At 39.6% G+C, this 26,616-nt stretch carries 24 protein-coding genes and 1 riboswitch; of the genes, 9 read left to right on the top strand and 15 right to left on the bottom strand.

The features are described from left to right. Window positions 1-6 precede the first annotated feature (6 nt). Both EO121_RS02930 and EO121_RS02925 read right to left on the bottom strand, forming a co-directional pair. Window positions 7-942, bottom strand: coding sequence for an inverse autotransporter beta domain-containing protein (locus EO121_RS02930; RefSeq protein ID WP_127165885.1), 936 nt, complete (start codon window positions 940-942; stop codon window positions 7-9). 42 nt (window positions 943-984) lie between these two features. After that, window positions 985-1,242: a helix-turn-helix domain-containing protein gene (locus EO121_RS02925; RefSeq protein ID WP_127165883.1), complete on the bottom strand. Its 258-nt coding sequence runs from the start codon at window positions 1,240-1,242 to the stop codon at window positions 985-987. 367 nt (window positions 1,243-1,609) lie between these two features. On the opposite strand from EO121_RS02925, the gene EO121_RS08755 reads away from it, so the two are divergent. After that, complete coding sequence (locus EO121_RS08755) at window positions 1,610-1,708, top strand: putative holin-like toxin (RefSeq protein ID WP_240626942.1); 99 nt, start codon at window positions 1,610-1,612, stop codon at window positions 1,706-1,708. 191 nt (window positions 1,709-1,899) lie between these two features. On the opposite strand, the gene gnd is transcribed toward EO121_RS08755, so the two are convergent. Genes gnd through thrC form a run of 3 tightly spaced genes read right to left on the bottom strand, consistent with a single transcriptional unit; the run spans window position 1,900 to window position 5,703 of the window. Then, window positions 1,900-3,315 carry a decarboxylating NADP(+)-dependent phosphogluconate dehydrogenase gene (gene gnd, locus EO121_RS02920; protein WP_127165881.1) on the bottom strand — a complete coding sequence of 472 codons (1,416 nt, stop codon included), beginning with the start codon at window positions 3,313-3,315 and terminating at the stop codon, window positions 1,900-1,902. Window positions 3,316-3,338: 23 nt separating this feature from the next. Further along, the gene (locus EO121_RS02915; RefSeq protein ID WP_127165879.1) at window positions 3,339-4,196 is read right to left on the bottom strand and encodes a DMT family transporter; all 858 of its coding nucleotides are present in this window, start codon (window positions 4,194-4,196) and stop codon (window positions 3,339-3,341) included. 7 nt (window positions 4,197-4,203) lie between these two features. Next, the gene (gene thrC / locus EO121_RS02910; protein ID WP_127165876.1) at window positions 4,204-5,703 is read right to left on the bottom strand and encodes a threonine synthase; all 1,500 of its coding nucleotides are present in this window, start codon (window positions 5,701-5,703) and stop codon (window positions 4,204-4,206) included. 211 nt (window positions 5,704-5,914) lie between these two features. After that, window positions 5,915-6,084: riboswitch (cobalamin riboswitch) on the top strand. Between the two features lie 496 nt (window positions 6,085-6,580). On the opposite strand from thrC, the gene EO121_RS02905 reads away from it, so the two are divergent. From EO121_RS02905 to EO121_RS02895, 3 genes are all read left to right on the top strand, one after another. Continuing rightward, window positions 6,581-7,924: an MATE family efflux transporter gene (locus EO121_RS02905; RefSeq protein WP_127165874.1), complete on the top strand. Its 1,344-nt coding sequence runs from the start codon at window positions 6,581-6,583 to the stop codon at window positions 7,922-7,924. 415 nt (window positions 7,925-8,339) lie between these two features. Continuing rightward, entirely contained in the window at window positions 8,340-9,569 is a 1,230-nt protein-coding gene (locus EO121_RS02900) for an LL-diaminopimelate aminotransferase (RefSeq protein ID WP_127165872.1), read from the top strand. Window positions 9,570-9,730: 161 nt separating this feature from the next. Then, window positions 9,731-10,705 (top strand): diaminopimelate dehydrogenase, encoded by a 975-nt coding sequence (locus EO121_RS02895; protein ID WP_127008996.1) that lies wholly within the window; start codon window positions 9,731-9,733, stop codon window positions 10,703-10,705. 272 nt (window positions 10,706-10,977) lie between these two features. On the opposite strand, the gene EO121_RS08855 is transcribed toward EO121_RS02895, so the two are convergent. After that, window positions 10,978-11,061 (bottom strand): putative holin-like toxin, encoded by an 84-nt coding sequence (locus tag EO121_RS08855; protein WP_370447201.1) that lies wholly within the window; start codon window positions 11,059-11,061, stop codon window positions 10,978-10,980. A 136-nt stretch (window positions 11,062-11,197) separates the two neighbouring features. Here EO121_RS08855 and ychF point away from each other — a divergent pair, with 136 nt between their 5' ends. Next, the gene (ychF, locus tag EO121_RS02890; RefSeq protein ID WP_009352804.1) at window positions 11,198-12,304 is read left to right on the top strand and encodes a redox-regulated ATPase YchF; all 1,107 of its coding nucleotides are present in this window, start codon (window positions 11,198-11,200) and stop codon (window positions 12,302-12,304) included. A 242-nt stretch (window positions 12,305-12,546) separates the two neighbouring features. On the opposite strand, the gene EO121_RS02885 is transcribed toward ychF, so the two are convergent. The 4 genes from EO121_RS02885 to EO121_RS02865 are packed head-to-tail and all read right to left on the bottom strand — an operon-like array spanning window position 12,547 to window position 15,062. Next, window positions 12,547-12,861, bottom strand: coding sequence for a DUF3343 domain-containing protein (locus tag EO121_RS02885; RefSeq protein WP_127165870.1), 315 nt, complete (start codon window positions 12,859-12,861; stop codon window positions 12,547-12,549). A 58-nt stretch (window positions 12,862-12,919) separates the two neighbouring features. After that, on the bottom strand, window positions 12,920-13,792 hold the full coding sequence (gene yedF / locus EO121_RS08750; RefSeq protein WP_240629381.1) for a sulfurtransferase-like selenium metabolism protein YedF: 873 nt from the start codon (window positions 13,790-13,792) through the stop codon (window positions 12,920-12,922). Next, window positions 13,782-14,810, bottom strand: coding sequence for a selenide, water dikinase SelD (selD, locus tag EO121_RS02870; RefSeq protein WP_127165868.1), 1,029 nt, complete (start codon window positions 14,808-14,810; stop codon window positions 13,782-13,784). The genes yedF and selD overlap by 11 nt, the downstream gene beginning before the upstream one ends. Before the next feature lie 45 nt (window positions 14,811-14,855). Beyond that, window positions 14,856-15,062, bottom strand: a complete 207-nt coding sequence (locus tag EO121_RS02865) for a DUF951 domain-containing protein (protein WP_127067949.1) — start codon at window positions 15,060-15,062, stop codon at window positions 14,856-14,858. A gap of 521 nt (window positions 15,063-15,583) precedes the next feature. Here EO121_RS02865 and rbr point away from each other — a divergent pair. Together rbr and EO121_RS02855 are read left to right on the top strand one after the other, a co-directional pair. Next, window positions 15,584-16,132, top strand: coding sequence for a rubrerythrin (gene rbr, locus EO121_RS02860; RefSeq protein WP_009352954.1), 549 nt, complete (start codon window positions 15,584-15,586; stop codon window positions 16,130-16,132). 506 nt (window positions 16,133-16,638) lie between these two features. Beyond that, window positions 16,639-17,130, top strand: a complete 492-nt coding sequence (locus tag EO121_RS02855; RefSeq protein ID WP_127165866.1) for a hypothetical protein — start codon at window positions 16,639-16,641, stop codon at window positions 17,128-17,130. Between the two features lie 282 nt (window positions 17,131-17,412). On the opposite strand, the gene EO121_RS02850 is transcribed toward EO121_RS02855, so the two are convergent. Beyond that, window positions 17,413-18,801 carry a cation:dicarboxylate symporter family transporter gene (locus EO121_RS02850; protein ID WP_127160324.1) on the bottom strand — a complete coding sequence of 463 codons (1,389 nt, stop codon included), beginning with the start codon at window positions 18,799-18,801 and terminating at the stop codon, window positions 17,413-17,415. A gap of 331 nt (window positions 18,802-19,132) precedes the next feature. Here EO121_RS02850 and EO121_RS02845 point away from each other — a divergent pair, with 331 nt between their 5' ends. Further along, the gene (locus tag EO121_RS02845; RefSeq protein ID WP_127160323.1) at window positions 19,133-20,032 is read left to right on the top strand and encodes a LysR family transcriptional regulator; all 900 of its coding nucleotides are present in this window, start codon (window positions 19,133-19,135) and stop codon (window positions 20,030-20,032) included. A 46-nt stretch (window positions 20,033-20,078) separates the two neighbouring features. Here the strand turns inward: EO121_RS02845 and EO121_RS02840 are convergent, their stop codons facing one another. From EO121_RS02840 to EO121_RS02825, 4 genes are all read right to left on the bottom strand, one after another. Beyond that, window positions 20,079-21,404: an APC family permease gene (locus tag EO121_RS02840; RefSeq protein ID WP_127165862.1), complete on the bottom strand. Its 1,326-nt coding sequence runs from the start codon at window positions 21,402-21,404 to the stop codon at window positions 20,079-20,081. Between the two features lies 1 nt (window position 21,405). Beyond that, on the bottom strand, window positions 21,406-22,131 hold the full coding sequence (locus EO121_RS02835; protein ID WP_127165860.1) for a gamma-glutamyl-gamma-aminobutyrate hydrolase family protein: 726 nt from the start codon (window positions 22,129-22,131) through the stop codon (window positions 21,406-21,408). A 220-nt stretch (window positions 22,132-22,351) separates the two neighbouring features. Continuing rightward, on the bottom strand, window positions 22,352-23,521 hold the full coding sequence (locus tag EO121_RS02830; protein ID WP_240629380.1) for a 2-methylaconitate cis-trans isomerase PrpF family protein: 1,170 nt from the start codon (window positions 23,519-23,521) through the stop codon (window positions 22,352-22,354). A gap of 74 nt (window positions 23,522-23,595) precedes the next feature. Further along, window positions 23,596-25,530 carry an aconitate hydratase gene (locus EO121_RS02825; RefSeq protein WP_127165856.1) on the bottom strand — a complete coding sequence of 645 codons (1,935 nt, stop codon included), beginning with the start codon at window positions 25,528-25,530 and terminating at the stop codon, window positions 23,596-23,598. A gap of 143 nt (window positions 25,531-25,673) precedes the next feature. Here EO121_RS02825 and EO121_RS02820 point away from each other — a divergent pair, with 143 nt between their 5' ends. Beyond that, window positions 25,674-26,558, top strand: coding sequence for a LysR family transcriptional regulator (locus tag EO121_RS02820; RefSeq protein WP_164725841.1), 885 nt, complete (start codon window positions 25,674-25,676; stop codon window positions 26,556-26,558). Window positions 26,559-26,616 lie beyond the last annotated feature (58 nt).

Below are 26,616 nucleotides of genomic sequence, written 5' to 3'. Positions count from 1 at the left end.
CCCCTTTTAATTAATTCGAATAGAGTAGTTAATTGTCTTAGATTTAACTTCTTTTTCATTTTTTTCATTTTTACTATATCGTTCTACTACGATGTTGTTATTACGTCTTACTTTCTCTAACATTTTATTACGAACTGTTATTTCATTTTCTCTGCTATGGCTTCCATCCCATAATGCAACTTTACTATTATCTAATCTGTACATAATTTGCCCATATGGCTCTCCAGAACTATGTTCAGCCTTATTATATCCAATATCAATAGCTACCCTAGGAGTTAATTGGACTTCAGCTCCTAATTTTACGCCTCTCTTGTCTACATCGTGTTTATAGTCCCAATTGTAAACATTAGCATATACACGTGTATAAGCTGCATTCTTAAAAGTCGTAGCATATTCAACATCATAGCCGTTAACTACTTTTTCAAATATATGCGCGGTAGTATCAACCTCTTTTTCACCAGAAAGACCTTTATATAGATTAGCTCGTAATTCACTTTGCCCATGTAACGCTTCAAGACCTAGACTAATTCTTTTATGATGCTCTTTGAATCCATAGTCGTAAAATGTATTTACACCATACATTGTTCTGCCACCATTTGTTAAATGTCGATAACCAAGACCTACATTACTTGTAGTACCAATATCTGCAGTATTAGAAAGACGAGTTTGTAAAAACAGTAGATTATTTTTATGATTTGTATACTCTGTCAATGGGTGAATCATCTCTACGGAATATAATGGTTTCCAATTTTTTTGAAAGCCAACATTCACACTAGTTCTAGATAGCCAGGTATTAGTATTATTTTGTTTCACTGATGCAGATATAATACTTGTCAAAATATTCCCTGCTGCCGCTTGTTGATTCACTGTCGTGCTAGCATTTGCTATTGTTGTTACTGTTGCAATGCTAATCGCACATAAAAATAGCATTTTTCTCTTCATTTAATCCATTCCTCCCTAATTTTGTAATAGAATTTTTTATAACTACTCATACCACAGCTTTTTCTCTTGGTCTGAGAATGTTAACAGTTCCGCCACTTCTATTTTAAGTGCCTTCGAAATATCTAATAAGATAGATACAGATATGTTTGAATTATATTTTCCACGCTCTAATCGACTTAATGTACTTTCACTTATATTTACTAAATTTGCTAATTGAATTTGTGTCAGATTACGAAGCGATCTATAATAGGCAACCTTAGCTCCAATTTGCCTAAATATGATGTCTTTCTTGATATCCACCCTATTACCTCTTTTCCTTTTATCATGTACAATTATCTCATTTTTTCAAACATTTTTTATAGGCTAATTTCACCCAAAAACCGCCTAATATTGACTAGTTATAATACAATGTTCATAAAGAATATACACTATTAAAAAGACATATTTTGTCATTGTCTATAAAATTTAATTTATCACAATGCAAAAAAGACTACCCCTCACAGTTACCTGTAAGAAGTAGTCGTTTCGCTATGTATTATCCAGTTGTAAAGTGCTATACTAAACGTAGAGCAATTGATGTTGCCCCTAGGGGCGATATGCGTTTGGCTCATCTCTTAGTAGACTTCGGATTTACTTGTTAAATCCCCCTCGAAAGGAGGTGAGTGCCATGACTGTATTTGAAGCTTTAATGATCGCATTAACTTCATGTACCTTAGTGGTACTTTTAATCACATGTATTGTCATGATCATTACATTGATCAAGTAATATATAAGTTTAAAGGCCTAACGTATATGTAGAGTATTCCTAGTACTCTGCACGTTAGGCCTCATCTTGTTAGCCGAGATGAGCTTGACGCTGTTAGACATCAATTGCTCTTCTTATGTATATAGTAAATCATTGTACTGTAAAAGTCAACATCCCTAGACCTCCACCTAGGGATGTTTGCTATATATTTCCTACGCTTCCGCCCACTCTGTATGGAATGTGCCTTCTTTGTCTGTACGTTCGTATGTATGAGCGCCGAAGAAGTCACGTTGTCCTTGGATTAGGTTCGCTGGCAATACGCCACGGCGATAAGAGTCGAAGTAATCTAAGGATGCACTGAAAGCAGGTGTTGGGATACCGTAACGTTTCGCAGCAATGATCGCTTCACGCCATTTTGCTTGGTGTGTTTGCAATGCTTCTGCGAAGAATGGATCCAACATCAAGTTATTCAAATCTGGATTATTAGTGAACGCTTTTTTAATATCTTCTAAGAAAGCAGCACGGATAATGCAACCACCGCGCCACAATAATGCCATATCACCGAAGTTAATATTCCAGTTATATTCTTTTGCTGCTGCTTTAATCAATGCAAAGCCTTGAGCATAGGAACAGATTTTAGACGCATATAAGGCAGAATGAATAGAATCTACTAATGCTTCTTTATCACCTTCAAAGACTTCTGTTGGACCTGCTAATACTGGTTCTGCCAACACACGTTCAGATTTGTACGCAGACATAGCACGAGCAAATACAGCTTCTGCGATAGTTGGAATTGGCACGCCAAGGTCTAAACCTTCTTGGCTAGTCCATTTACCAGTACCTTTTTGACCAGCTTTGTCCAAGATTTTTTCTACTAATGGAGTTCCATCCGTATCTTTTACTTTCATGATTTTAGCTGTGATTTCAATAAGATAGGAATCTAATAGTCCTGTATTCCATTTTGCAAATACATCGCCGATTTCATCATCGCTCATGCGAAGTAATTCTTTCATCATGAAGTAGGCTTCGGAGATTAATTGCATATCGCCGTATTCGATACCATTGTGCACCATTTTTACATAATGGCCTGCACCGTCATCGCCTACATATGTACAGCAAGGACCATCTGCCACTTGGGCTGCAATGGATGTAAAGATTGGCGCTAATTCATTGTAAGATGCTTCATTACCGCCTGGCATCAAGCTTGGACCATTCAAGGCACCTTCTTCACCGCCAGATACACCAACACCTAAAAAACGGAACCCTTTGGATTCTAAATATTTCGTACGACGGATCGTATCTGGGTAATGGGAATTACCACCATCAATTAAGGTATCGCCTTGGTCTAAATATGGCAAGAAGGATTCGATCATGTCATCTACAGGTTGACCTGCTTTTACTAAGAACATGATTTTACGAGGTTTTTCTAACATCGCTACAAACTCTTCTGGAGTATGTGCTCCTCCGATTGTTCCTTCATGGCTATAGTTGGCTACAAAATCGTCTGTTTTTTGTGGTGTACGGTTGTACACTGCAATGCTAAATCCATGACGGGCAATGTTGCGGGCCAAGTTTTGCCCCATAACAGCCAAACCAACTAGACCAAATTGATATAATTTTTCACTCATCGTCATACCTCTTTCTTGATTGACTACCGTGTGTGAGCTTGTTCTTCTTTCAAACGAGCCAACATCACTGATGAACTAAACATAACAATACCTGCTATGACGGTCGCCAAAGCTAGGTTTTCTCCGAAGACGATAAATCCCCAGAAGGAGTTAAAGAATACCCCTACATATTGCATAAATTGTGCTACCACCGCATTGGTTGCCACAAATGCACCTGTTAGGAAGAACTGCGCCACTACAGAAATGGCTCCAATAATTCCTAAATACAGGGATTGTGTTGCATTAGGCCACACAAAATCTGGTATCATTACGATACCGCCTACTAGCATGGTGGTGACTAAAAAATAAAACATAATTTCATAGGAACTATGACCACCTTTTAAACTGATAGTCCGTATTGTCGTATAAGCCGCCGCCGATAAGGCTGCTCCTGCAATGGCAATAAAAGAATACCAATGCAATCCCGATAAATTCCAAGGTTGAATCATATACACAACGGCTAAGAAGATCAACCCCAGCCATTTAGCGGATCCATTGGGTAATTTTTCTTTCAATACAATGTTACTGAAAATCAGCACAAATATGCCAGATAGCTGAAATAAAATAGACGCATCTGCCATGGACATATAGACCAAGGCAATAAAATTACTCAAATTTCCTAGTCCACCAAAGATACCTCGCAAGGTTAATAACCCTCGATGTTCTGTGGAAAAGGAAATTCTTTTTTGTCGCATCACTATGAGTACGGCAATTGTTCCTATCAATCCTCTGAAAAATGTCACCTCTGCCGCTGGCATACCATCACCTAAAAGTTTCACAAATAGGTTCATGATACTGAAAGCAAAGGATGACATGAGGGAAAAGAAAAATGCTTGTACCATAGGTCACCTACTGTCTGAAAGTATCCACAAAGGATAGAATTTCTTCTTTCATAGATTCTTTCGGAATTACCTTAGTAAAACGCAATGGTTTATGTTGCAACTCCGCCAATTGTTTTGGACAACCCACGCCTGTGACAGCCGAAATATTGTCCAAGCTTTCATAAGGAGTCGCCCCTACTTTGATATCCAGCGCTTCACAAATTGGTGTTGGGAATTTGAACGGATGTGCCGTGGAGGCAATCACTGTGTGACGATGACCATCTTCTGGATGGTCTTCCAATTCTTTCATGTAAGCACCCATCGCTACTGCTGTGTGTGGATCCATCACATATCCATAGGAATTGTATACTTGCTCAATAACAGCTTTTGTCATCTCATCGTCTACATAAGCACCAGCAAATTCTTTTTGCACCGCTTGTAGTTCTTCCGCAGTTACAGAGAATTTACCCTCTGCTTTCAACGCTTTCATCCGCTGTGCTGTCAATTCTGCATTTTCACCACTCACATAATAGATAAAACGTTCAAAATTAGAGCTTTCTAAAATGTCCATGGACGGGGATATGGTCGTGTAGAATGGGCGATTCATATCATACGTACCAGTACTGAAGAAATCTGCCAGCACATTGTTTTGGTTGGATGCACAAATCAATTTACCCACTGGAATACCCATGCGTTTTGCATAGTAAGCCGCCAAAATATTGCCAAAGTTACCTGTTGGCACCACCACATTGAACGCTTCATCTTCGTGGATAGCCCCAGTGTTCACCAACTCAGCATAGGTTGCTACATAGTATACCACTTGTGGTGCTAAACGACCGATATTGATGGAATTTGCAGAGGAGAACTTCACCCCTTTGTCTGCCACTTCCTTTGCCACATCAGCATCCACAAAGAGACGTTTCAAGAATTGTTGCGCATCATCGAAGTTTCCCTCGATGGCCGTTACATTTACATTGGCCCCTTCTTGCTTTTGCATTTGCTCTTGTTGCATTGGGCTAACGCCGTCTGTAGGAAAAAACACTTGAATGTGCGTTCCCGGCACATCTTTAAACCCTTCTAAGGCTGCCTTTCCAGTGTCACCAGAAGTGGCTGTCAGGATTAACACTTCTTTCGTTTCTTGTTCCGCTTCTTTCGCTGCTACCAACAAATAAGGGAATAAAGACAACGCCATATCTTTAAAAGCTTGGGTGCGACCGTGGAACAACTCCAACACAGACACTCGCTCTAACAAGGAATGCATAGGCGCCATATCTGGTGTATCAAAGTTCACCGTATTGTAAGCACTGCGAATCATCGTTTCTAATTCTGCTTCTGTAAAAGTAGTAAATAACTTACTCAACACAACCAGTGCAATTTCTTCATAGCTTTTATCTGCCACATCGCGATAGGATAAACATTGTTCAGGAAACTCTGCCGGCACATATAAACCGCCATCACTTGCCAATCCATGGAGCAACGCAAAAGTTTCGCTCACCGTTTCATGACTGCGCGTACTTGTATATTTCATCTCATCATCCTTTATATTACACAATATATTGTATTATCTTCATTCATTATAAATTAATGCTATCTATTTAGCAAGAAAAGGAGGGCTTCAATCTCAATCATGACAATTAGTAATAAAAGTCACAATTATGCCTCTCTAATTACAAAATAGTCATACTTATTCATCTTGTTCTTGACAGTAAAAAAACAAAGCGGTACAATACACACATACAATCAAACATTCGGGAATAGGTGCGAAAGCATAATAGAGAAGCCAGTTAAAGTCTGGCACGGTCCCGCCACTGTAAAGCAGAGCAAATCCAATTATGTCACTGGGAAACTGGGAAGGCTGGAGGCGCGTTGAAGCTGAGTCAGGAGAACTGCCTATTCATCATTCACCACTTGACCTACGAGAGATAGGGAGGAGAATCAAAGGCCTTTTTCTGATACTCCAAACACAAGAAAAAGGATTTTTTTATTACAATATGCGTTGTATGGGATACGTCACATATTGATAATCGCCTTATCATGGCCAAGTGAACCTACCATTATGGTATTAGCACTCAAAGTGTTGATATAGTTGTCATGATTTTGTATGGGCGTACATCATCATCCTAAAAAGAACCTGCCGGCGGGCAGGTTCTTTTTTTTAGCGTCCATAACAAATAAGGAGACCACCCACGCAAGAGCAGTCTCCCATATATGCAAAAATTATATACTTTAGTAGTTTTTCTCGCAATATACTATGTCATATCCATTGATATAACTGAATTGTTACCATTATACACCATGTCTTTTTAAGAGATAATACCCCTCTAGAAGCCATAGACTTGTATCATATTTAGTGATAAAATTAAATGTTATTAAGATTGTAAAAATAAGTAAGTTTGGGAGGTAGTATGTCTTTAGTTTCTATGATTAAACATTTCCTACTTGTAGCTGCCCCCGTCATTGCTACACAATTTTCTATCATTGTTGGTAGTTTTATAGCAGTCACATTAACGGGGCAATACAGTACTATAGATTTAGCAGCTATTGGTGTGGGGTACAACTTATGGGTCGCCGCTTTTTTTGGTCTGTCAGGAATTCTCCTTGGTGTGACCCCGATTATTTCTCATGCCTTGGGGGCTAAAAAAACTGAATCGGTAGCTGCTACTATGTGGCAAAATATCTATTTAGGGCTTGCATTTGCAACAGTCCTTATACTTGCCACCCTACTTGGTTTATCTCCTTTGTTAGATCTATTGGGATTAGAACCGGCGGCAAAATCTGTTTGCATCCAATATATGAACGCCATGTGCGTCGCCTTTCCAGCTATGATGATCATGTCTGGATTCAGATATATCGTCGATGCTCACGGAAATACTCGCTACTCTTTATACATCATTGGCAGTAGTGTGTTATTTCAGTCTATTTTCAATGTACTATTCATACAAGGTTATGGCCCCATCCCCGCTTTTGGGGGCTTTGGTGCCGGTATTTCAACGGCCATCGCCTATTGGTATATGATGCTATGTTTTCTCGGGCTCATTACATTCCATAAACACTTCAAACAGTATCAATTTTGGTCTTCTTTCACTGGTCCTAGTTGGATACTCATTCGAGATCAATTAGCTCTAGGGATTCCTATTGGCTTGTCTATCTTTGCAGAAATCAGCATTTTTAGTGCTGCTGGGATTGCTATGACTAAGTTCGGCACAGAAATCATAGCGGCCCATCAAGCAGCGTCTAGTTTCCTTGGATTAACATTTTCTTTCCCATTGAGTTTAAGTATGGCATCCACCATTGTCATCGCCTATGAGTTAGGAGCTAAACGATATCAAAATGCTATTACTTACACATGGATTACTCGTGGTGTAGCAGCTTTCATAGCACTTTGCATTGGAACCTATTCTTTCACTCATATCGACTTCTTAGCCAGCCTATATACCAAGGAAGATCACATGATTCCACTTATTGAAAGTTTCATTTCTTACGCCGTATTTTTCACAATTATCGATGCTGTAGGCACACCTTTACAAGGGGTTCTCCGAGCCTATCGTGATGTAACTAGCGTTTCTATTATTACCATCGGCACCTATTGGGGCGTGACCGTACCCGTTGCATACCTTTGCTACCTATTCACAGACTTCGGGCCTTACTCCGTTTGGATTGGATTATTATCAAGCACGTCTTCGGCTGCTCTCTGCTATATGTATCGATTACGTAAAGTCCAGCGCAATGTACTGAACATGTCATTCTAAAGTCATTAATTAAAACTAAACCTTTTAAATGACGAGGCGTTCCATGAACAGCCTCGTTCTTATGTGATAACGACATACACAGGTAATTAGACACAACCATTGGCACAAAACATATAGCACCAACCGAAACCTCGATAGGTAAATTGACTAGTATAACTGCACACTATACCGCCATTTTGCTTTTGACATATCTTTATAAATACTATAGAATATAGAAATATAATTTAAGGGATCTATTCAACCCCCTTTTATATTCATTAATTATTATTACATCTATATATAAATGTTCCTCGTCTTGCGTGTCTGCATAACCAACTCACGGCATATACACATATCTATTATGCTGAAATATACATACCGCTTCGATGTCTTTATATACATGTATCTTTATTATTTTGTAAAAGAAGGAGCTCCTATGGCTACTGTAAATCCAAATTATGAAAACCTACAAGGTTCTTATTTATTCGCTAATATCGCTCGTAAAGTAGAAGCTTTCAAAGAAAGTCACCCTGAAGCAGACATCATTCGCCTTGGCATTGGTGATGTGACACGTCCCCTCGTACCAGCTGTCATTGAAGCTATGCATGCAGCAGTAGATGAAATGGGTTCTGCTGACACTTTCCGTGGCTACGGTCCTGAGCAAGGCTACGATTTCTTGCGCAATGCCATCGCGGAAGGCGATTATGCACCATTAGGTATTACAATCCAACCGGATGAAATCTTCGTGTCTGACGGAGCAAAATCTGATGTGGGTAACATTCAAGAAATTTTCTCCGAAGACAACATCATCGCTATTACTGATCCTGTATATCCAGTATATCTAGATTCCAACGTCATGGGCGGTCGTACTGGCAAAGCTATCGATGGCATTTACGAAAAAGTAGTATACCTACCAACAAATGCAGAGAACAACTTTTCTCCTGCATTCCCTAAAGAACGTGTAGATATCGTCTACCTTTGCTGCCCTAACAACCCAACTGGCACCGTATTAAGCCGTGCCCGCTTAGCAGAATGGGTACAATGGTGCAAAGATAACGAAGCAATCTTGATGTTCGACTCTGCTTATGAAGCTTTCATCACATCCACAGATACAGTTCGTTCTATTTATGAAATCGAAGGCGCTCGTGAAGTGGCCATCGAATTCCGTTCTTTCTCTAAAACAGCTGGTTTCACTGGTACTCGTTGCGCCTATACAGTCGTTCCTCATGAAGTCACTGCTAAAAACGCCGAAGGTAAACGTGTTCCTCTGAATCCAATGTGGAATCGTCGTCAAACGACAAAATTCAACGGAGTTCCTTACATCATCCAACGTGGTGCTGCTGCTGTTTACACACCAGAAGGTCGTGCACAAATTAAAGAACACATCGCTTACTACATGGAAAATGCTCGCATTATCCGTGAAGGCTTAGAAGCCATTGGTCTAACTGTATTTGGTGGTGTTGATGCTCCATACATTTGGATTCAAGCACCAAAAGACATGACTAGCTGGGACTTATTTGATACCTTGTTAGAAAAAGTCCACATCGTCAGCACACCTGGTTCCGGTTTTGGTCCGGAAGGGGAAGGCTATCTACGCCTCACTGCATTTGGCAGCCGAGAAAACACAATTCGTGCTGTGGATCGCATTAAAACACTACAATTTTAATATTCCCCTTTTCTCTATGGGAATTTTCCGCTATAATGATACATGCGAAAAATAGTGAGCATAGTCCCCCTATTTTATGTCATCATATACTGTAATCTTACATTACAGTTCGTATAGCATTAATATTAATGAAAGTATCAACTTTCACGAAAGGAAGTAACATGAGCAACATTCGTATTGGTATCGTTGGATACGGTAACCTTGGCCGCGGTGTAGAAGCGGCTGTAGCATTGCAACCAGATATGGAATTGGTAGGTGTATTCTCTCGCCGTTCTGGTTTGCAAACTGTTAGTGGCGTTCCTAGCTACACAATGGAAGAAGTAGAATCTTTCAAAGGCAAAATCGATGTAATGGTATTATGCGGCGGTAGTGCTACAGACCTAATCGATCAAACTCCAGCTATTGCAGCTCATTTCAATGTGATCGACAGCTTTGACACACATGCTCGCATCCCTGAACATTTCGAAAACGTGCGCAAAGTAGCCCAAGAAGCTGGCACAGCAGCATTAATCTCTTGTGGTTGGGACCCTGGCATGTTCTCCTTGCAACGTGTGTACGCTGAAAGTATTTTACCACAAGGCGATTCCTACACATTCTGGGGCCGTGGCGTATCCCAAGGTCATTCCGATGCTATCCGTCGCATCGAAGGCGTAGCAGATGCTCGTCAATACACTGTGCCTAAACAAGAAATCATCTCCGCTATCCGCAATGGTGAAACACCAGAAGTGACAGCTACTTCTTCTCACCTTCGTGAATGCTATGTGGTATTGGAAGAAGGCGCTGACGCAGCTCGCATTGAAAATGAAATTAAAACAATGCCTAACTACTTCGTTGGCTATGAGACAACTGTAACATTCATATCCCAAGAAGAATTGGATGCTAACCACAAAGGCATCCCACATGGCGGTCTTGTGATCCGCAGCGGCGAAACTACAACAGGTACAAAACACATCTACGAATTCGGTTTACAATTAGATTCTAACCCTGAATTTACTGGTGCTGTATTAGTAGCCTTCGCTCGTGGCGTACATCGCTTAGCAGCACATGGTGGTCGCGGTGCTTTCACAGTATTCGATATCGCACCAGCTTGGTTATCTCCAAAATCTGCTGAAGAATTACGTGCACATTATCTATAAGATATGCGTTTGATAATAGTATCTTCGTTCATGAGATACACGAGGCTGTAATACATTAACCAAAATAAAATAGAGGAACGTTGGTCAAATACTATCAACGTTCCTCTATTTTTGTATAAATCTATTGGCAGTTAGTATGCAATTATGGTATACTATGACTGTAAAAAAGAGAGCCCACAACGTGTACTAGGCGTTAGGCTCATCTCGAAACGTATCAAAAATCGAAATGCCTAACGTGTTAAGGTACGCGAAACCTTATATCGTTAGGCATTTTACTTACTTTTACGGTAAGTCAAAATTGCTACAACTAACATTCCAAACTGTATCAATAGAGATGCGATTTCAAATGGTGTCATAGTATCACCTCCTCCCAGAGTAGGAAGAGATGAGCCCAACTCACGTTGGAAGCTCTCTTATTTATAGTATATCACAAATTATACATACCGTTTATACTATTTTGATAATGTATCGCAAGCACTAAAGGAGTTACCAATGAGCACAAATTTAGAAGTAGGCATTGTAGGCCTTCCAAACGTCGGAAAAAGTACATTGTTTAATGCTATTACAAAGGCTGGCGCAGAAGCGGCAAACTACCCTTTCTGTACCATCGAACCAAATGTAGGCGTCGTAGACGTACCCGACGCTCGTTTAGCGGTGTTGGCTGAGATGTTCGGTTCTAAACGCATCTTACCTGCTGCCATGCGTTTCGTAGATATTGCAGGCCTCGTGGCTGGTGCATCCAAAGGAGAAGGTTTAGGAAACAAATTCTTAAGCCACATTCGCCAAGTCGATGCCATCGCACAAGTGATTCGTTGTTTCGATGACCCTAACATCACACATGTGGCTGGTTCTGTAGATCCTGTTCGCGATATTGAAATCATCAACACTGAACTTTGTTTAGCTGACCTTGAAAGCGTAGATAAACGCTTACAACGTATTGCTAAGTTAGCAAAATCTGGTGACAAAGATGCTCGCATGGAAGCGCCTATTTTAGAAAAAGTATCTGCTGCTTTAGGCGATGCCATCCCTGTTCGTGCCCAAGGCTTAACAGACGATGAGCTAGAAATCTTAAAAGACCTAACACTATTAACAGCTAAAAAATCTTTATACGTAGCCAACGTGGGGGAAGATGAAGTGTCCGACTACTCTGGCAACGAATTTGTAAAACAAGTAGAAGACTATGCTGCTAAAGAAGGTTCTGGCGTAGTTGTCGTATCTGCTCGCATTGAATCTGAAATTGCTGAATTATCCGACGAAGAAGCAACAGCTTTCCTAGCTGACCTCGGTTTAGAAGAAAGCGGCTTAACAAAATTAATCAAAGCTAGTTACTCCTTATTGGGCTTAATTAACTACTTTACAGCTGGCGAAATGGAAGCTCGTGCGTGGACTATCGTGGAAGGCACAAAAGCCCCTCAAGCAGCTGGTAAAATCCACTCTGACATCGAAAAAGGTTTCATTCGTGCAGAGATCGTATCCTTTGACGATTTAGAAGCTTGCGGCAGCCAAAATGCAGCCAAAGAAAAAGGTCTTGTTCGCCTAGAAGGCAAAGACTATATCATGAAAGACGGCGATGTAACACATTTCCGCTTCAACGTATAATAACCTACTAACAATACAGGCATATACAGTGTACTTTTACTTAAAATATCACTGTATATGCCTCTTTTAATTTTTTCACTTCAAAACTCATTTACAATATATACCTAACAATAATACAAGCTTATAAACATGTTTACATACAAACTACGCATAAAAAACTAGGCACACATTTCTCCGTATGCCTAGCTTTTATATTGCTTATACTATTTTAATAAACCCATAACTAATTACTATAACCTATATTAGCAAGGTGTACGTACATATTCTATCGGTTCTTTTCCCTTTTCATAATAATACATATGAGAAGGGGTTATTTTTTCTACCTCAAAGATGCGCAATACTTCTTCTATGTTTTCTTCTTGCACACCAATAGAGAGCCCACAAGCGCTAGATAGCTCTGGTGGAACTGGCATTAACTGATGAGGCACTTTATATTGCCCTAACATTTTATCTGCTTTATCTGCAAAATAGTAAGAGCTAAATAGAACGAGTACTTTTTGTGGTACCTTATCTGTAGCTGTATCAGGTTTCTTACTATCTACTGCAAAAACGTTCATGTGCGTCTACCTCATTCAATCTTTCCAGTTCTATCTACCAATGTTACCACGCATCTAATTACAATGTAACAAAGGGCTCTTGCATCATACTTTCAGTAATAGCATACAGATTCGTAATAGTGCCTACTTGCACTTTGTCTTTCACCTCGTAAAAGTCTAAACAAATGCCACAGCCACTCACAGTCACCCCTGCTGCTTCTAAGGCTTTGAAGTTTTCAATATGTTCCGACCCTTCTACCAGCATTTTTACAGCGCTATTAATGCAATAGATGGCTTTAGGTTTCACATCTGTTTCTGTCAATACATAGATGAATGTTTTCATCAAATTACGACCTAACTCTTCACTGCCTTCACCCAAATAATCTTTTGTCAACAATAGCACTTTGCCACCCATAGAAGAAGTTGGCACAGACGGTACCGCGGTTCCCATCAATTCAGGGGGAACTGTATCTTGACTAATCGGCGCACCCATTGTTGCTTTTTCTGCTTTTGTTTTTTCATAAGCTGCAATACTACGCTCCAAGCTACCTGTACCATTTGTCATATAAAATGGGGCCTCTCCACCGGCAATCGTTGTATTCGTTACAACCTTTCCTAGGGGTGCAGCAAATTCATTTTCAAAAATATCTTCCAAATCCAGGTCCTCTAAATCATTCGAAGTTTGAATATTTACAGCACTAACCGCAGTCACTTCCGCTTTCACAGCTGTAGGGGGAATCAATACAACGATGTAATTTCCCTCTTGTTCTAATACATGGTTTTCATAGCCACGGTATTCCCCTAGTTTCACCACATTGTCACGGCTCACATCATTGTCGACAATGACTTTTACATACAGATTCGCATCAGAATCCATCGCTTTTTTTGCTTCAATCACAGGCGCTGGACATACTTGGCCTCGCATATCTATCGTTACTTCTTTATTTGACATAGACTTGTTTCCTTCCTTCCTGAATGACACGGCCGATCTGCGCGGCCTGTAAACCCTTTGCTTGTAACTCTGAAAGTAACTGCTTTCCTTCACTTTCAGAACAAGCAAATAATAAACCACCTGATGTTTGCGGATCAAAACAAATATCGCTCCATACTGGATCTAAATGGTCAGCAAACTCAGCTTGATCACCTAATGCTTTACGATTCCCATACGTAGATGCTGGGACTAAGCCCATACTAGCAGCCTCTAATACATCCGTAAAGAGAGGAATTTGCTCCGCATAGAGTTCCGCAGATGTTCCACTAGCTTTTGCCATTTCAGATACATGACCAATCAAGCTGAATCCCGTAATATCCGTACAACCGTGAATGATAAACTGCGCCGCCACATCTCGAGCTCCTTTATTAATCGTTCCCATACTGTAGACAGCTTCCTGCACACCTTCAGGGAATACGCCACCTTTTGCAGCCGTGTTCATAATGCCCGTTCCAATCGGTTTAGATAGAATTAAGACATCACCCACTTGAGCATCTCCATTCGTCCAAATATGACGTGGATTAATGAGACCGGTCACAGCCATTCCAAAAATAGGCACTTCATTTTCGATACTGTGACCACCAAGAAGAGCTACTCCCGTCTCCAGTAAGACCTCATTGGCACCTTCTAAGACCTCACGAAGGACACCTTCTTTCACTAAAGGCACAGGAAAGCCTACAATATTCAATGCTGATATAGGCGTGCCACCCATCGCATACACATCACTCAAACTATTACAAGCCGCTACTCGACCAAAGAATCTCGGATCTGCCACTGGAGGTGTAAAAAAATCCACCGTCTGTACAATGGCTTGACTTTCATTAATTTGATACACCCCCGCATCTTCCATACCAGATGCATCGGTCAATACAGCTGGATGTGTGGGCATCTTCATATGCTGTAACACATCCGCTAAGATGTGCGGCCCAATCTTACAGGCGCAACCGCCCTTGGCTGCATATTTCGTTAAATCAACCATAGATATCCCTCTCCTAGAAAACTATCATGATGTACGAATCACTTCTTATTCTTCTGTTGCTTCTTTTCTGGATACTATCTTTTTTACATTCTTTTCAAACTTAGGTCGTGGTATCATCACTTGATGCCCACAGCCTTCACAGACTGTTACGAAATCAACGCCAGTTCGTTTAATCTCCCAATTCTGACTACCACAAGGATGGGGTTTCTTCATTTGTACCACATCACCTACTTGGTATTTTACAAATCCCATAGGCACCTCCTATTTCCATGATTATGTCTATAGTATATCATCTAACTTTATATTTCTCTATAGGACCTTATGGGTATTGCTGAAAGTTTCTCCCTATGCAATACTTACAAACTATGAACATTGATGACGAGTATCATTTGATAAGACCTCAAAAATACCTACCATATCACTATATCGCCCAAAGCCTATAAATAGAGGTATTTCTATGTATTATCATTACATTTTTATCTTTTGAGTTCTATTCTCAATTTCTAATTTGTGTAATCCCCCTATTTAACAGGGGAATTAACACGCTACAAATGCGACAGCAAAGCCGATTGAGAGAGCTTATCATTTATAAAAAATTTTTAAAATTTTCTAAAAAAAGACTTGCATTTCTCATTTTCATAGTCTATAATGTAATCAACAATGATTATTCGTTAAGTAACGAAATCAATAGGGACTTGCTCAAGTGAACAAGCCCACTATACAAATAAGTATTTATTTTATTACAGCTATGTAAAGTACATGGAGGAAAGAAAATGCCAGAATTAAAAGGTACTCAAACAGAAAAAAATCTTCAAGCAGCATTCGCTGGTGAATCTCAAGCTAACCGTAAATATACATACTATGCAAGTGCAGCTCGCAAAGCTGGTATGAACAAAATCGCTGATTACTTCGAAGAAACAGCAATCAACGAATCCGCTCATGCTAAAGTATGGTTCAAATTATTACACGGTGGCGATGTAAACGCTGACGTAGCGATCAACTTAAAAGACGCTGCCGCTGGCGAACACTACGAACACACTGTAATGTACCCAGAATTTGCTAAAGTTGCAAAAGAAGAAGGTTTTGCTAAAATCGCTTACTTATTCGAACAAGTTGGTGTTATCGAAGCTCGTCACGAAGAACGTTACCTTGACCTTGTAACTGCTGTTGAAGGTGGTAAAGTGTTCAAACGTGAACAACCAGTTGCTTGGATCTGTGCTAACTGTGGTTACATCCACATCGGCGAAGAAGCTCCAAAACTTTGCCCAGTATGTGCTCATCCACAAGCATTCTTCTCTCAACACGGAGAAACTCTTATCTAATCAGTAAACCGAGTGGTTTCTTAGATAAGTACTATAACATTGTATCAAGTGATACGAACCAATCTATATAAGAACTAAGTAGTTCTAAAGGCAAGTGCCTGATATACACAATATACTAAGTAGTAATGATATCTACCCAAGTGGGTCAAATTACATATACGTTATCCCAAGTGGGTTAGAGCTAGTATAAGTATACTAAAGCGACTGTGAAAACAGTCGCTTTTTTTGCATATTAACCTATACAAGCTTATGGCTACCATCTACCTAGCCGATATAACTATCTTGTAGTATTCATCATCTTCTCTTCATATTCGTAGGATATACTTTAGATACAGATAACAGGGTACACTACATTAGTTTTAACTCTTATACTTCTAATTATATGCTTAATTCATAGTTTCCCTCTATGAAAGCCTTGAAACAGCATATAATACACTCTATGGTAACCTACTAATAGGGTGTACCTAATTAACGTTTATAAACTAGATACTAAGAAGGAGACACTTATGAAACGTACATTACTATTAACGACACTAGCCATAACTATCGGTTCTTCCGCTTTTGCTTCATCCATTAACTACCCTAGTTTCCAAAGTGATCATAGACCTATGTCTTTTAAAATGGCATCCACGGAAGATATGAAAGCCTATACAACAGACTTAGAAAATTATCTAGCTGATACAGATGCAGTGATTCAAATGTTGATCACTAAAAAACGTGCTGCTATCGACACTTACAATGCTGGTGTACGCGAATATAATAAGGATGATTTTTTCCACAAAGACCGTGTTGAGCCTTACTCCTATGATGAAAGCTACTCCCAAACAAAACGTGTAGGTGGTCATACATACCATTCCTTCGGAGATACAGTGATTATCACGTCTGATAATATCATTCCTGTAGCAGAAGAGACAAAATCCCAGAAAAAAGAGGAAGATGATGCCTTCGCACGTATGATGCGCCGCATGGAAAAACACCTTGGCGTTGATCGCTGGTAAGGTTTCCTATATATACCCTTAAACACCCTTATACTACCCTTACCTATATTCTTTTATATTCCCTTCCCTATATCAACATATACCCCACACAAATAAGGACCTCTATTGCCCGATAGAGGTCCTTATTTTACATCTGTCATGGCACACTCAAGGAATAGCCTATTTTCTTCAACTCTATGATAGAAAAAAGCTGCAACCTACGCTATATCTGTAGGTTGCAGCCGTATATCTTTTAATACTTTCATCATAGATACATGATGCATCTAATACATTACTTATACCTTATCGAATTGTTTTTGTGTCGTTAAATGCTTCTTGGTCGAAGGTACCTTGTAAACGATCTACTACGATAGCATTCGTCATAGAACCACTTACGTTTAACATGGTACGTCCCATATCAACGATAGGATCTACTGCTAAGATTGGAGAAATGGATCCGAAGAATGCTCCCATACCAGTACCAGATAAGGATACGGATGCTGCCATAGTTGCTGTACCCGGAACCCCTGCAATCCCTAAGGAGCCTAATGCAATCACGATAACGCTCATTACATACATTGTAAAGTCTAATGGTACACCAGATACTCGAGCAATATAGATGATACATAACGCTGGGAAGATACCTGCACAGCCTTGCATACCTGCTGTAGTACCAAAGCTTGCTACTGTATTCGCAGTGGCAGGATTAACACCTAATTTTTTAGTCAATGTTTCTACCGTCAATGGTAACACACCCATACTAGAACGAGATGTGAAAGCTAAGATTAATGCCTCTTTTGCTTTACGGAAGTACATAATAGGGCTCACACCGAATACTGTTAATAATACGGCTTGTACAAGTAACATAATCACTACGCCTACATAGATCAAGATGATAAACAAGGCCATATCAGCAATAGCGCCAAAGCCTTTTTGCGCTAATGTAGTAGCCAACAATGCAACAACACCATATGGCATCAAACCGATGATGAAATCAGCTACCCAGAAAATCACGGTATAGGCTTCATCAAATAGTTTTGTCATCACTTCTAAATCACTAGCACCATGTTGTTTTACCAGTCTAGCAATACCGCCGATGATAACACCGAATACTACGATAGCAATGACATTCGTTTGCGCCATAGCATTCACAGGATTGGAAGGAATCAAGGCGCGCAATGTGTCTACTACTGGTTTTACTTCACGCATTTTAGAATCACCAGCCACCGCTAAAGTACCTTCTCCTAATCCTGTTACAGTACCTAGCACTAAGCCTACGATAGCAGCAATACCAACCATGACTAAGGCTACCACACCTGTGGAGGATACAAGACGCTTTAAGTTCGCATTCGTATCCATATGTAAGATAACATGAACAATGGAAATAAATACCACAGGAATAACGAGCATACGAATTAAATCAATGAATCCTCCCCCGATAAGAGAGAACCACTTCGTGCTTTCCTTGATGAATACCACATCCATCGGATTGTTAGGGAATCCTGCAATCAGTTGCACCGCAACCCCTAGTACAGCACCTACTCCAGTAGCAACCATTACAAGTGTACCGAAATGAATATTTCTTTTCTGAAGAAAATACACATATCCTAATGCGATAACGAATAGCACGAGTATACCTATCGTCATAGGATCGCTAATCATGAGAAATTGTGTAAAAAATGGCATATCCATACAAATTCCCCTTCCTTTCCAGACCTAACTATAGTCCAATTACTTCTTGATTTCCTGCACTGTACAGGCAACAATATGACCCAATTATATCATTCTCAATATAGTACGTCAATATTCCTACTTTTTATATAGGTTTATATCCATGAGTTATAATCATAAACTAAACCATAATTAACAGCATTAGTTAACAAATATAGGAGACGAATTATAAAATTTATAGTACAATAGAATAGTAAAGGTTAACAATAAGAGATCTATTGTACGATGATGTGCGCCCATGAATAGAAACGAACTAACATGACATCTGACTACGTATGTTTAGGAGGATACCATGGATACATCTTACTATTATAATTTTATCATCTTAGTACAAACGGGGAATATGACGCAAGCAGCAGAGATACTGCATATTACACAACCAGCTTTAAGTAAGCAACTCAAGTACTTAGAAGCAGAATTTGGTACCCCCCTATTAGTTATCAAGCGTGGCCAGCGTGGAGCTAGCTTTCACCTCACTGAAGCAGGTCGTATCTTTTATGAAAAAGCACAACAATTGTGTTCCATTGAGGAGTCTACCTACGCTGATGTAAAACGTCTTAGTTCTGAGGTAGAAGGCACTCTTCGTATCGCCTCCTCTGCCTCAAGGTCTACCGCCTTAATTCAGCAATATTTGCATTTCTTTTCCCGCCAATACCCTGTAGTGCGTTATGAAATTTATGAAGGATTAATGACAGATGTAACGGAATCCTTATTAAATGGTAGCGCTGAAATTGGTCTATGCAATGAGCAAATGGTAGATACCAACAAATTTGATGTTCTCTATACGCAAACGGAGGACTTATATGCGCTGTTCCGAAAAGATTTATTTTGGACAGACCGTGACTTGGAAAGTATTTCTTGGAAAGATATTTCCAAATGTCCACTCAGCTTATCTGGTGGTTCTGTACGTATGCTCATGCAAGCTCACCACAACGACTTCTCTTCTCTTAATGTCATTTCTGTAACGACTACGAAGAGCTCCGCTATTGAATGGGCTCAATCTGGGCGTACTATAGCGATTATCCCAATGGACGGACAGGAAACCGTATCCCATCCAGATATGACACGCATTAGACTTTCAGAGCTAACAAATACATTCTATAAAGCGTTTATCACCATCAAAGGACAACCTTTGTCCATGGTGGCACAACAGTTTTTAGAATTCTATAAAGCCCATTCTGGTGGAGAATAATATAGTAATACAAAAGGGTCCCGAAGGACCCTTTTTTCATATCCAATTATAATTCTTCTGTTTCTTTGATTAAGCCTCGTTTTTTCTTATTTAGATATAAGAAATACAGTGGCAAGATAATAATACAACCACCAAGGCCCCAAATCAATTGATTTGGTTTTGCCTGTGCCAACATCCAAAGAGATGTAATGATGGCAATCACAGGAATAATAATACCTCCCGGAATTTTATACGGACGCTCTTTATGAGCCCATTTTTTACGGAAAATAATGACAGAAATACAAGTTGGTAAATACTGCGTAAACCGAGATACGGCGCTGATGGCTGCCAATTGAACAAAGCTACCGCTCCATGCTAGTAATAAGCTGAATACACCTGTCACAATACATGCTACAACTGGCGTGCCCCAACTAGTACGTTTGGCTAGGATACTTGGTAACATACCATCTTCTGCCAGAGACGTTGCAATACGAGGTCCTAGGAAGGACTGAGCAATGTTAATACCACCCATAGATAACAACGTACCGGCTAGCACGAAGTACATGCCCCATGGTCCCATAATTTGACCAAATGCCGTTTGCAATGGTGCTTTATCATTAGCAAGGCTATCACCCATAATACCGATACATACTGCCAATACCAACATATATAGCACAGATACGATGATCATGACCGTAATGATGGCACGAGGCAAATTCTTTTTAGGATTTTCCATATCTTCTGCGGCTACCGCAATGGCTTCAAATCCAGTATAGGCAAAGAATAGCAATATCGCAGTGGCTGCGAATGCTCCCGATACGCCTCCATCTGAAAGTTCCACGAAATCTGGTACAAACGGTGTAAAGTTTATACCATTAATGGCAAACAACCCGATGACAATGAACGCAAATAAAGGCACCAATTTAGATACGGTAATCAAGTTATTCAGAATTTTAGTCATATTAACGCCAATAATATTAATCACCGTTAATAAGACGATGATGATCGTGGCGATGACATCTTTCATAAAATCCCCAGATAGCGCCGGAATAGCTGCCCCCAAGGCTGTCGCAAATCCTACTGCCATAACTGCCCAAGCAATGAGCACTACAATCCATTTAAGAACGCCTACTTCAAATCCCCAAAAGTCACCTAAAGAATGTTTTGCGTATAAATAGGGTCCTCCATTACGAGTGAAGAATCCCGCTACTTCAGCAAAGCATAAGGCGATACAAATGGCAAGGAATGCATCAAATAACAGCACCCCTAAACTCGCTGGTCCCATAAGAGCATATGCTTTATTCGGCAATAAGAAAATCCCTGTTCCTACAATAGCGTTAATACCGAGGAGAACGATACTCCAAAAGCCAAATTTATTATCTTTTTGTTCCATATTAGGCCTCTTTCTTAGCTGCCTCTACAAAGTCTTTGAAAATCGCTGCATTCAACTCTGTATGACGCATCATTTCCGGATGGAATTGGTACGTACGTAGGTATGGGTAGTCTGTGCCTTCCATAGCTTCTACTACAGTATCTTTAGCACGGCCTACTACACGCAAGCCTTCTCCTACTTCTTTCACGATTTGGTGATGATGGGAATTAACCATCACTTCTTCTGCACCTACCATAGCAAATAGTTTGGAGTCTTTCTCAATCACCATGGAATGAGTAGGTAATCCTGCTGTTTGATTTTGGGAATGCTTGATTGTAGCAAAGGCAGGTAAGTCTTGATATAAGGAACCTTTATGCGCTACATTGATAATTTGATGTCCACGGCAAATCCCCATGATAGGAAGCTTGCATTCTTTTGCGAAAGCTAATAAACGCATATCAAAGATATCACGTTCTGGCCAAATAGCACCTAATCCACGCTCTGGTTCTTCCCCATAGAATTGTGGGGCAATGTCATGACCACCAGAAAGAATGAGACCATCTAATCGTTCTACCAATGCTTTCAATGTTGCTTCATCTTCTTGGAATGGAATAATCACAGGAATGCCACCTGCTTCCAATACAGACTGCACATAATCATCATTCACATAGGATCGTTTATATCCTGGAAATGGACCGCCTTGGTCAATCATATGAGAACCTGAGATACCGATTAATGGTTGTTTCATAAGTAACACCTCTCCTTAAAAATACAGAGTATATATAGCTATATAATAAAATAATTTATCCTTCATTACAAGGTGTACATACATCTATTCACAAAAATAGATGTTTTTTTGATTCCCGCCATACTACAAAAATAAAATTAGAGGAAAGTCCATACTATAGATGGGCTTTCCTCCATATATCAGGTTATATCTGTTACAATAACGTTTCTACTATATTCTATTAGTATGTACCTACCTTAACATAGGAAATACCGTCCATAATAGGGCGAGCAGTTCTTGCTACCCCTGCTTTGGTAACACATAAACTCTCTGTATCTATATCAATATTAAATGTGAAAGTCCCACTTGGATGCCCTAATGTTACTGTTTTTGTACGCTTAGCTGCTTCACTGACTACATCATTGACAATCGTCCCTGGAATAAGTGCTGCTGTTGCGGTAGCAATACCTCCAGTGACTGCATAGGCCTTATGAATCACTTGTAATGCTTTAGTACGTGCTACTATATCTATCGATGCACCCTCAATCACGCGGCCCTGTATATCGGTATACGTAGAAGCAGTACCCACCATACATATCTTTGGAATGGCTGGACTAGCACTTTCTTTTGATGTCGCTAATCCCATTCTGACAGCGGCAGTCCTACGAATATCCTCTAATATATCTAATAGGCCCTCTGCATCTGCTTCGATGTCACTTGGCATTTCTGTCCCTGTATACCCTAAATCTTCTGCTTTCACAAATACACCCGGTGTGGCAGAGTCCACAAAACTTACGTCTATCCTATGATTGTTCTTCGCTGTATGCACATTACCCACTTCCAAAGTGATGGTATCTCGCACATTCCCCGTTGGCAGTAATTTCCCCGTTTTAGACCCACTAGGAGATTGAAAGTAAAGCATAATTTGTGCCCCTGTACCAGGAACTCCATCGATGGCAAAATCTCCTGTTACCACTGGTAATCCATCTTGTACAGGTATATGCGCTTCTATGATTTTATGGGTATTCGTATTATGTATGCGAACTACAGTGATTGGCTCTACTGGTTCTACCAAACCACGTAACATAGCAAAAATACCAACTCCAGATGAAATATTACCACAATTACCTTCATAATCGACAACTGCCGTATCGATACCTACGTAAGCAAATGTATAATCTACATCGCATCCTTCCACCGAAGCAGGTCCCACAATAGCCAGTTTACTCGTTAAAGGGTCTGCTCCTCCAATCCCATCAATTTGACGTACATCTGGACTCCCATAGAGGGATAGAATCATTGCATCTCGTTCTGTTGGATCTGTTGGCAAGTCTGGAGCATATAAATAAGCTCCTTTACTAGTTCCGCCACGCATGTATAATACGGGTAATTTCATATAATCTTTCATCATACACCTCGAATATAGAGGATGACACAGTCTGCACTGTGCCATCTCCTACTGCATCTATTAACGATTATTACTAATTATTGTCCACCATTACGCAAGAAGTTCAATTTACCTCCCGCTCGAACAATTTCTAATTGTCGTTCATTTAATGGTGTTCTTAATCTATACATAGTAGATTTTGTTTTATTCTCTACGGTAAATACACCAGCTGCAAAGGAAGCATCATCACAATGATAGAATAATTCATCACCTTCTTGAATACTCTCATAATCTGCCTCATTTTCAAATAATAAAGGCAAAATACCAAAGTTAACAAGATTATCCATATGAATCCGTTCAATAGATTTTGCAATCACTGCTTTTACTCCTAAATACATTGGGCAAAGTGCGGCATGTTCACGAGAAGATCCTTGTCCATAACTTTCACGAGCTACAATCACATTATAGTATCCGTGCTCAACATTTTCTTTGCATTGCTCAGCAAAATCTGGTTTTACAGGGCTGAATACATATTGACTATATTTAGGTACATTGGATCTAAATTTCAAATATGGTCCAGCTGGCATAATATGATCTGTTGTAATTTTATCTTCTACTTTAATCGTCACTTTAGCAGAAATTGTTTCTGGTAACGCAATATTGCTAGGAGGCTCTCCAATATTAGGACCTCGTAAAATAGATTGGTTTACATCGCATTTTGGTGCAACAATCAAGGAATCATCAATTTCATACACCTCAGGAAGCTCAATTGTTGGTACTTCTAAGCCTATTTCACGAGGATCCGTAATCGTTCCTGTTAAAGCAGAGGCTACCGCTGTTTCTACTGAAACTAAATGCACTAAGGCATCTTTGGTACCACTACGACCCTCATAGTTACGGTTATTCGTACGCAAAGAAATGGACTTTGTTCGTGGCGCTTGTCCGCAACCTACACAGAATCCACAGGCACTTTCAAACAAACGTGCTCCAGAAGCAAGTATATCTGCTAAGGCTCCATTTTTTGTAATCATTGCTAATGCTTGCTTGGATCCAGGAGCTACCCCAAAACTCACATCTGGATGAATTTTACGTCCTTTTAACATTGCTGCTACCATCATTAAATCTCGATAGCTAGAATTAGTACAGCTTCCTACTAATACTTGGTCTACTACAACATCTTTTAATTCTGCTACTGTTTTTACATTATCTGGAGAATGTGGACAGGCAATCATAGGCACTAAGGCATTTAGATCAATTTCAATGACTTCATCATACTGTGCATCTTCATCTGTCTGTAATTCTACCCATACATCTTCACGACCTTGAGCGCGTAAAAACTCTTTTGTTTTTGCATCACTTGGGAAAATCGATGTAGTAATTCCCATTTCTGCACCCATATTCGTGATGGTTGCTCTCTCTGGTACTGTTAAAGATGCCACACCTTCACCTGTATACTCGATGGCTGTTCCAACATTTCCTTTAGTGGTTAAAATACTTAATACTTTTAGCACGATATCTTTTGCTGCACACCAAGGTTGTAAACGCCCATTTAATTTTATATTAGTAACTTTAGGACAAGTTAAATGGATTGGCTTTCCTGCCATAGATGCTGCCACATCCATACCCCCAACACCGACAGCAAACATCCCTAAACCTCCAGCAGTTGGAGTATGACTATCTGCACCTACTAAGGTTTGACCTGGCCTAGCGAATCGTTCTAAATGTACTTGATGGCAAATCCCATTACCTGCTTTCGAATAATAAATACCATATTTACTTGCTACATCTTGTAAATATTTATGATCATCTGCATTTTCAAATCCATCTTGTAATGTATTATGATCTACATAGGATACAGATAGGGTCTTTACTCTATCTAACCCTAAAGATTCAAATTCTAAATATGCCATAGTCCCTGTGGCATCTTGTGTTAAAGTTTGGTCAATGCTGATTGCAATATCTTCACCTGCAACCAGTGTTCCCTCTACTAAATGAGTTTCTAATATTTTATAGATTAAACTTTTTCCTGCCATCTTAGTCCTCCTACTTATGCCTAACTACGATTTTACCTTACTTGAAGGCCCTTATAGTTTAAGTATATATGTTGTAGGGAAATAAATAAAATAGATTACATTTATCTTATATGATAAAATATTTTTATAAAAGGAGGGCTACCATGGAAACTATGGAAAAAGATTGGCATTTTTTCATTGCTATTGCAGAAGAAGGAAATATGACGAAGGCAGCCAATCGTTTATATATCTCTCAGCCTGCGTTATCGTATCGTCTACAGCAACTAGAAAAACAGTTCAATAAACCTTTATTTATACGTACATCTCGTGGTGTTACCTTAACAGAAACAGGGGAATTATATTATCACTATGCCTTAGATATGCTACATAGAAAACGTGAATTTGAAAACACTCTATCCAATTATAGTGATGAAATAACAGGGATATTACGGCTTGGTGTCTCGAGCATCTATGCCAATTATATGTTACCTGATATTTTATCAGGGTTTACCCGAGCCTATCCAAAGGTAAAGTTAGAAGTTTATACTGGCATTAGTTCTAAAATTGCTCAATTATTTCAGTCTAATGAGGTAGAGGTTGCTATTATTCGCGGTCCTCAATCCATTGACGGTGAATCATTATTAATTCACATAGATCGCATCGGTTTAGTAACCAATACATCTTTACCTTCTAAACCTATGCCCAGAGAAGATATCCTGACTTTGCCATTTATACGATATGCAACCGCCCATGATTTATATACTATCATCGATAAATGGTGGAAACAGCATTACCAAGTCCCTCCCAACGATAGTATAAAAGTTGATACCATGGCTACATGTCGACAATTCATCAGAAAAAATTTAGGATGGTCTGTCCTCCCAGAAACGGGATTGGGCAGGTTCTCTGATGAATTTACCTTTGAACCATTACTATGGGAAGATGGTACACCTCTATTGCGAGAAACAAAGCTTTATTATCAAGCAAATGCACTACAACGTAGAGCTGTTCATACATTTATTACCTATATAAAAAATAATATAGACTAAATAGAGGAACGTTGATATCTAACACTCAACGTTCCTCTATTATTTTATTTAGCAATAG

This window comes from Veillonella sp. CHU732, from assembly GCF_003992085.1.
Classification (GTDB): Bacteria; Bacillota; Negativicutes; order Veillonellales; family Veillonellaceae; genus F0422.
This window is presented reverse-complemented; position numbering and strand designations above follow the sequence as displayed.

Bases quoted from the DNA above. Each gene is read 5' to 3' on its own strand.
- EO121_RS02930 (WP_127165885.1), bottom strand. From the start codon at position 942: ATGAAGAGAAAAATGCTATTTTTATGTGCGATTAGCATTGCAACAGTA.
- EO121_RS08755 (WP_240626942.1), top strand. From the start codon at position 1,610: ATGACTGTATTTGAAGCTTTAATGATCGCATTAACTTCATGTACCTTA.
- gnd (WP_127165881.1), bottom strand. From the start codon at position 3,315: ATGAGTGAAAAATTATATCAATTTGGTCTAGTTGGTTTGGCTGTTATG.
- EO121_RS02915 (WP_127165879.1), bottom strand. From the start codon at position 4,196: ATGGTACAAGCATTTTTCTTTTCCCTCATGTCATCCTTTGCTTTCAGT.
- thrC (WP_127165876.1), bottom strand. From the start codon at position 5,703: ATGAAATATACAAGTACGCGCAGTCATGAAACGGTGAGCGAAACTTTT.
- EO121_RS02905 (WP_127165874.1), top strand. From the start codon at position 6,581: ATGTCTTTAGTTTCTATGATTAAACATTTCCTACTTGTAGCTGCCCCC.
- EO121_RS02900 (WP_127165872.1), top strand. From the start codon at position 8,340: ATGGCTACTGTAAATCCAAATTATGAAAACCTACAAGGTTCTTATTTA.
- EO121_RS02895 (WP_127008996.1), top strand. From the start codon at position 9,731: ATGAGCAACATTCGTATTGGTATCGTTGGATACGGTAACCTTGGCCGC.
- EO121_RS08855 (WP_370447201.1), bottom strand. From the start codon at position 11,061: ATGACACCATTTGAAATCGCATCTCTATTGATACAGTTTGGAATGTTA.
- ychF (WP_009352804.1), top strand. From the start codon at position 11,198: ATGAGCACAAATTTAGAAGTAGGCATTGTAGGCCTTCCAAACGTCGGA.
- EO121_RS02885 (WP_127165870.1), bottom strand. From the start codon at position 12,861: ATGAACGTTTTTGCAGTAGATAGTAAGAAACCTGATACAGCTACAGAT.
- yedF (WP_240629381.1), bottom strand. From the start codon at position 13,792: ATGTCAAATAAAGAAGTAACGATAGATATGCGAGGCCAAGTATGTCCA.
- selD (WP_127165868.1), bottom strand. From the start codon at position 14,810: ATGGTTGATTTAACGAAATATGCAGCCAAGGGCGGTTGCGCCTGTAAG.
- EO121_RS02865 (WP_127067949.1), bottom strand. From the start codon at position 15,062: ATGGGATTTGTAAAATACCAAGTAGGTGATGTGGTACAAATGAAGAAA.
- rbr (WP_009352954.1), top strand. From the start codon at position 15,584: ATGCCAGAATTAAAAGGTACTCAAACAGAAAAAAATCTTCAAGCAGCA.
- EO121_RS02855 (WP_127165866.1), top strand. From the start codon at position 16,639: ATGAAACGTACATTACTATTAACGACACTAGCCATAACTATCGGTTCT.
- EO121_RS02850 (WP_127160324.1), bottom strand. From the start codon at position 18,801: ATGGATATGCCATTTTTTACACAATTTCTCATGATTAGCGATCCTATG.
- EO121_RS02845 (WP_127160323.1), top strand. From the start codon at position 19,133: ATGGATACATCTTACTATTATAATTTTATCATCTTAGTACAAACGGGG.
- EO121_RS02840 (WP_127165862.1), bottom strand. From the start codon at position 21,404: ATGGAACAAAAAGATAATAAATTTGGCTTTTGGAGTATCGTTCTCCTC.
- EO121_RS02835 (WP_127165860.1), bottom strand. From the start codon at position 22,131: ATGAAACAACCATTAATCGGTATCTCAGGTTCTCATATGATTGACCAA.
- EO121_RS02830 (WP_240629380.1), bottom strand. From the start codon at position 23,521: ATGATGAAAGATTATATGAAATTACCCGTATTATACATGCGTGGCGGA.
- EO121_RS02825 (WP_127165856.1), bottom strand. From the start codon at position 25,530: ATGGCAGGAAAAAGTTTAATCTATAAAATATTAGAAACTCATTTAGTA.
- EO121_RS02820 (WP_164725841.1), top strand. From the start codon at position 25,674: ATGGAAACTATGGAAAAAGATTGGCATTTTTTCATTGCTATTGCAGAA.